The sequence below is a fragment of the Pseudomonas sp. genome (assembly GCF_026224925.1).
Classification (GTDB): domain Bacteria; phylum Pseudomonadota; class Gammaproteobacteria; order Pseudomonadales; family Pseudomonadaceae; genus Aquipseudomonas.
In genome coordinates this window covers 1-6313 of the sequence record NZ_JAMFRV010000457.1, presented here as the reverse complement: position 1 = coordinate 6313, position 6313 = coordinate 1, and the positions used below count along the sequence as shown (strand labels likewise).

Annotated in this window: 3 protein-coding genes; all 3 read right to left on the bottom strand. The window is 58.5% G+C overall.

Features of this window, described 5'->3' with window-relative positions; translation table 11 throughout:
• On the bottom strand, nt 1-1902 hold a 1902-nt coding region (gene ligA / locus M0974_RS19715; protein ID WP_297840517.1), incomplete at its 3' end, for an NAD-dependent DNA ligase LigA.
• Between the two features lie 120 nt (nt 1903-2022).
• Entirely contained in the window at nt 2023-2865 is an 843-nt protein-coding gene (gene zipA, locus M0974_RS19710) for a cell division protein ZipA (protein ID WP_297840513.1), read from the bottom strand.
• 237 nt (nt 2866-3102) lie between these two features.
• The coding region (gene smc / locus M0974_RS19705; RefSeq protein ID WP_297840511.1) for a chromosome segregation protein SMC at nt 3103-6313 on the bottom strand (3211 nt) is incomplete at its 5' end.

Here is a 6313-nt window from a genome sequence, read left to right as displayed (position 1 = left end):
CGCACCCGGTCCGATGGCCGGAATGTGAAGCTTGTCGAGCATCCCGCCCAACGTCGTGCTGGCGGCAAACTCTGCGCCGAGTTCGCCCTGCTCCTGAATATCCAGGCCCCGGGCCAGCAATTGACCAATGACCGTGATGTTGTGTGCGTCGGTAAAGAAGCTACGAATCTCGTAAGCCACTTCCAGCCCGACATCCGGCAGATAGGTGAGCACTTCCGGTTGCGCCTGCATGACGCGCTGCAGCGAGGCCAGCGAACGCGCCAGCACTTTGGCCGTTTCTTCGCCGACATCAGGAATGCCCAACGCGTAGATGAAGCGCGCAAGAGTCGGTTTTTTGCTGTCGAGAATCGCCTTAAGCAATTTGTTGCTGGAGACTTCGGCGAAGCCTTCCAGATCGACGATCTGTTCGAAGGTCAGGGTGTAGAGGTCTGCCGGAGAAGCGACCAGCCCTTCGTCGACCAATTGCTCGACACTCTTGTCACCCAGCCCTTCGATGTCCATGGCGCGGCGCGACACGTAGTGAATGATCGCCTGCTTGAGTTGCGCGCCGCACGCCAGTCGACCGACGCAGCGATAGACCGCGCCTTCACTGATGGTCTCTTTGCCTTTGCTGCGTTTGACCAGCTGCGTGCGCTCAACATGGGAGCCGCAGACCGGGCATTTTTCCGGAATCTGCACGGCGCGGGCGTTTTCTGGCCGACGCTCAAGGACCACCTGCACCACTTGCGGAATCACATCACCGGCACGGCGGATGATCACCGTGTCGCCGATCATCAAGCCCAAGCGTGCGACTTCGTCCATGTTGTGCAGGGTGGCGTTGGCGACAGTCACCCCGGCAACTTTAACCGGCTTAAGGCGCGCCACTGGCGTGACAGCACCGGTGCGTCCGACCTGAAATTCAACGTCCAGCAACTCGGTGAGTTCTTCCATGGCCGGGAACTTGTGGGCGATGGCCCAGCGCGGCTCCCGAGCGCGGAAGCCCAGTTCGCGCTGAGAAGCCAAGCTATTGACCTTGAACACCACGCCATCAATTTCGTACGGCAACGAAAGGCGTCGCTCGCCGATGTCGTGGTAGTAATCCAGGCATTCGCCGATACCGTTAGCGAGTTTCAACTCACGACTGACTGGCATGCCCCACTGCTTGAGCTTTTCCAGGTTGCCGATGTGCGTGTCGGCAAACTCTTCCGAGACTTGGCCCAAGCCATAGCAGCAGAATTCCAACGGGCGGTTGGCGGTGATTTTCGAGTCCAACTGACGCAAGCTGCCAGCAGCGGCGTTACGTGGGTTAGCGAAGGTTTTACCACCGACTTCAAGTTGGCTGGCGTTGAGCCGCTCGAAGCCAGTTTTGGACATGAACACTTCACCGCGCACTTCCAGGGTTGCCGGCCAGCCGCTGCCGTGGAGCTTGAGTGGGATGTTGCGCACCGTACGCACGTTGACGCTAATGTCTTCGCCGGTAGCGCCGTCGCCACGGGTAGCGCCGCGTACCAAGGCCCCATCGCGGTACAACAGGCTGACCGCCAGGCCGTCGAGTTTCGGTTCGCAGCTGTACTGAACGTGCACGCCTTCACCAAACAGGTCGCCGGTGGGCAAATCCAGTCCTTCAGTGACACGGCGATCGAACTCGTGCATGTCATTTTCTTCGAAGGCGTTGCCGAGGCTGAGCATGGGGACTTCGTGACGCACTTGGCTGAAGGCTGACAACGCCGCGCTACCGACCCGTTGCGTTGGCGAATCCGGAGTTACCAGATGCGGGTTCTCGGCCTCAAGCGCTTTGAGTTCATGAAACAGGCGGTCGTATTCAACGTCGGGAATGCTGGGCTGATCGAGCACGTGGTAGCGGTAGTTGTGCTGATCCAGCTCGGCACGCAGTTCCAGGATGCGGGTTTCGGCGACGTTCATACAGGTGTTCTCTCAAAAAGCAAAAGAGCAGCCGAAGCTGCTCAATGTTGGTTCGGCTTGCTGGTGCCGTTCGGCCCCATCGCGAGCAAGCCCGCTCCTACAGGGATCGTGAGCCCGCAATCAACGACGATGCGTCAATGCACGGCGTTCGAACTCGACGATGCGTTGGCGATAATGCTCGATGGTCTGCGCGGTCATGACGCTGCGCTGGTCATCTTTCAATTCGCCGTTGAGTTCATGCGCCAATTTACGGGCTGCTGCGACCATGACGTCAAACGCTTGTTTCGGGTGGCGCGGACCGGGCAAGCCGAGGAAGAAGCTCACGGCGCGGGTGCTGAAGTGGTCGATATCATCGAGATCGAACACACCCGGCTTGACCGCGTTGGCCATGGAGAACAGCACTTCACCGTTACCCGCCATGCTTTCGTGGCGGTGGAAAATATCCATTTCGCCGAAACGCAAACCGCTTTCCAAAATGTTCTGCAACAAAGCTGGACCCTTAAAGCCACTTTCGTCGCGGCAGATCACGCTGATCACCAGCACTTCTTCTACCGGAGCCAAGTCTTCAGTGCGGCGCGCGGTGTCTTCCGAGCGACGACCCGGTTTGTCGTCCGGGAAATCATCATCACGGCCGGTGAACAGGCTCGGGCCTTCCAGGTCGAGATTAAGGTCGCCCTGGTGCGGCTCGTCCTTGCGTTTACGTTTCGTATCACGTGGCGCAACGTTCACCGACGGCAAATCATGCTCGTCCAATTGTGGCTCTTTCTGGTCCAGCACACGCGGCGGTCCCAGCACCTCGGCGGACGAAGCTTCGTCGTCATCCGGTACGTTGGAAAAACTTCGGTCGAGCCTGAATTTCAGTTTTCCTTTGCCGCCGCGCATCCGGCGCCAGCCATCAAAAAGAATACCGGCAATGACAATAATGCCGATGACGATCAGCCACTCGCGCAGACCGATTTCCATGTAATCCAGTGCCTCTATAAAAAATGCTAAAAATAAGGGCCGAAACCCCTTTAAAACGTGGCGCCAACTCTATGTTCTGACAGGCGTTTTACCCACGCATTAGAAAAGTGTTGACTAAGCTAGCACGACCAAAGATAACTTTACACCGTCTGTTGCAACTGCTTGTGCCCTGTAACGGATGTAACGTGCGCAACTAGCCATCAAATTGCCACTTGTTCGGTCGAGCCAACCCCACCACTAACCTTCAACCAAAGCCATTGCTTCCTCCACGTCTACTGCAACCAAACGTGAGCACCCAGGCTCATGCATCGTCACCCCCATCAATTGATCGGCCATTTCCATGGCAATCTTATTATGGGTGATGTAGATGAATTGCACCGTCTCAGACATCTCTTTCACGAGGCGGGCGTAACGTCCAACGTTAGCGTCATCGAGCGGTGCGTCAACTTCGTCGAGCATGCAAAATGGCGCCGGATTCAGCTTGAAGATGGCAAATACCAACGCCAAAGCAGTCAAGGCTTTCTCGCCCCCGGAGAGCAAATGGATGGTGCTGTTCTTCTTGCCCGGTGGACGCGCCATGATTGTCACACCTGTATCGAGTAGATCTTCGCCAGTCAGTTCCAAATAAGCGCTGCCGCCACCGAAAACTTTCGGGAAAAGGGCCTGTAATCCGCTATTTATCTGATCGAAGGTCTCTTTGAAACGATTACGGGTTTCTTTGTCGATCTTGCGAATTACGTTTTCCAGGGTGTCCAGCGCTTCGGCCAAGTCGGCGTTCTGGGCATCCAAATAGCGTTTGCGCTCGGATTGCTGCTGATACTCATCAATGGCCGCAAGGTTGATGGCACCCAAACGCTGAATCCGTCCGGCGATGCGTTCCAACTCTTCTTCGGCGGCCTTTTCGTTGGCCTCAGGGGTCAGCGTGGCGAGCACCCCATGTAAGTCGTAACCGTCTTCCTGCAACTGGTCCTGCAACGTCTTGCGACGCACTGTCAGCGACTGCCATTCCATGCGCTGTTGCTCTAACTGACCCCTCACCAATTGCGATTGCTGCTCAGCCTGACTGCGGCGTTTCTCGACATCGCGCAGTTCGCGGTCGGCGTCTTCCAGCGCCAGTTTGGCCAGACGCATCTCATCGTCCACCGCCATGCGTTTTTCCAGCAGCTCTTCGAGCTTGAGGCGCAGCTCTTCCAGCGGCGCTTCGCCCTCCTCCAGATTGAGGCTCAGCTGTTCGCGCTTTTCGTTAAGGCGTTCGGACTGCAACTCCAGGCGCTCAAGGGCCTGACGGGTTGAGTCGTGCTGCGCCTTGAGCGAACCCAGACGCACCGCCAGTTGATGCGCGTGGTCTTTATGCTGCCGGGCTTCCTGACGCACCCGATCAAGGCGCTCGCGCAGGCTGTCGCGCTGGGCCAGCAGCAGTTCGCGTTGTTCGGTGTCCAGGGCCATGCTGTCCAGCGCATCCTGCAATTGCAAACGGGACTCGCCAAGTTGCTCATGTTCGATGGCGCGCTGCTCGCCCAGCTCGGTCAGTTCTTCGTCGAGGCGTGTACGACGCAAGGTCAGCTGCTCGACCTTGGCTTTGCTGGCCGACAGCTGAGCCTTGAGTTCGCTTTGCTGACGCGTTTCATCCTGCAGGCGACGGCGCAATTGCTCCCGGGCATCTTCTTGGCGGACTTGCTGTTCGCGCAGAGTCAGCAGTTGTTCTTCGAGGGCCGCCAAGGTGGCTTCGCGCTCATCTCGTTCGAGGCCCAGACGAATCAATTCCTGACCGCGGGCCAGCACGCCGCTTTCAGCTTCACTGGCACGGCGTACACGCAAAAAGTGCCGCCCGACCCAATAGCCATCGCGGCTGATCAGGCTCTGCCCTGCCCCGAGTTGCCCGCGCAACGCCAATGCATCCTCAAGACGCTCGACCGGCTGCACGTGCCCCAGCCAAGCGGTCAAATCCACCGAGGCTTCGACTTTGTCCAACAGGCTGCCGGCAATCCGCGCGACATTTGCCGATGGGCTGATCAGACGTAAATCACCCTGCTCAAATCCTGCCAAATCCAACCCGGCAAAATCGTCCACCAGCACCGCTTGCAGGTCGGCGCCGAGCACGGTTTCTACCGCCAGCTCCCAACCCGGTTCAACGCGCAAGCCTTCGGCCAAACGCGGGCGTTCGGACAACTGCTGATCGCGCAGCCATTGCGCGGTGCCAGTGCCTGGATCGAGCGCTGCTTGCTGTAACGCCTCCAACGAGGCCAATCGCCCGTTTAAACGCTGCAAATCCCCTTGGGCCTGTTGCTGCGCCTGGTTGGCTTGCTGCAGTTCGTTACGAAGTTGTTCCAGACGCTCGACCAATTGCTCTTCACTGGCGTGCAGCTCTTCGAGGGTCATCTCACGGGTAGCGAGGTCTTCGCTGAGCTGCAAAATCGCTGCGTCTTCAGGGTCGGCGGCGAGCAACTGACGCTCTTCGCCTAAGCGCCGCTGCCGTTCACCCAAGCGCTCCATGCTGGTTTCCAGCTGCTGAATGCGCGACTGCTGAACCTCAGCCTGACGCCGTGGCTCGGCGGATTGCAGGTTGAAGGCGTCCCACTGCTCCTGCCAGCTGTGCATGGTGGTTTCAGATTCTTCCAGCGCGGCGGCGGATTCTTCTGCGGCAGCACTGGTAATTTCCTGTTCGGGCTCGAGCATTTCCAGCTCTTCGCCGAGGGTCGCGAACAATGTGCGGTCCAGCCCCAGGTGCGATTCAGTCTCCAGGCGCGAGCGCTCGGACTCACGCAAGTCGTCCTGCAGTTGACGCAGGCGTTGCTGGCCGTGCTGGATGCTTTGTTCAATTCGGGCAATATCGCCGCCCACTGAATAGAAGCGCCCTTGCACCAGATTGAAGCGCTCGGACAGATCATGGTGCCCGTCGCGCAGACGTTCGATGCCGGCATCGGCATTGCGCTGTTCGGCAACCAACGCTTCGAAACCAATTTCCTGGGTGCCGATCACCGCCTCGCGCTGGCCGACCTGTTCATTCAATGCCTGCCAACGCAGCGCCGACAGTTGCGCCTTGAGCTGGCGCTCTTCACCTTTGTATTCTTGGTACTTCTCGGCGGCCTGTGCCTGACGGTGCAGCCGGTCAAGCTGACGTTCCAGCTCGTCGCGCAAGTCGGTCAGGCGGGCGAGGTTCTCGTGGGTACGGCGAATACGGTTTTCAGTTTCGCGACGACGCTCTTTGTACTTGGAGATACCGGCGGCTTCTTCAATGAAGTTGCGCAGGTCTTCGGGCTTGGACTCGATCAGCTTGGAGATCATCCCCTGCTCGATGATCGAGTAGCTGCGCGGGCCAAGACCAGTACCGAGGAAGATATCGGTGATGTCACGGCGACGGCACTTGGTGCCGTTGAGGTAGTAACTGGTCTGGCTGTCGCGGGTGACTTTGCGCCGAATGGAAATCTCGGCGTAGCTGGTGTATTCG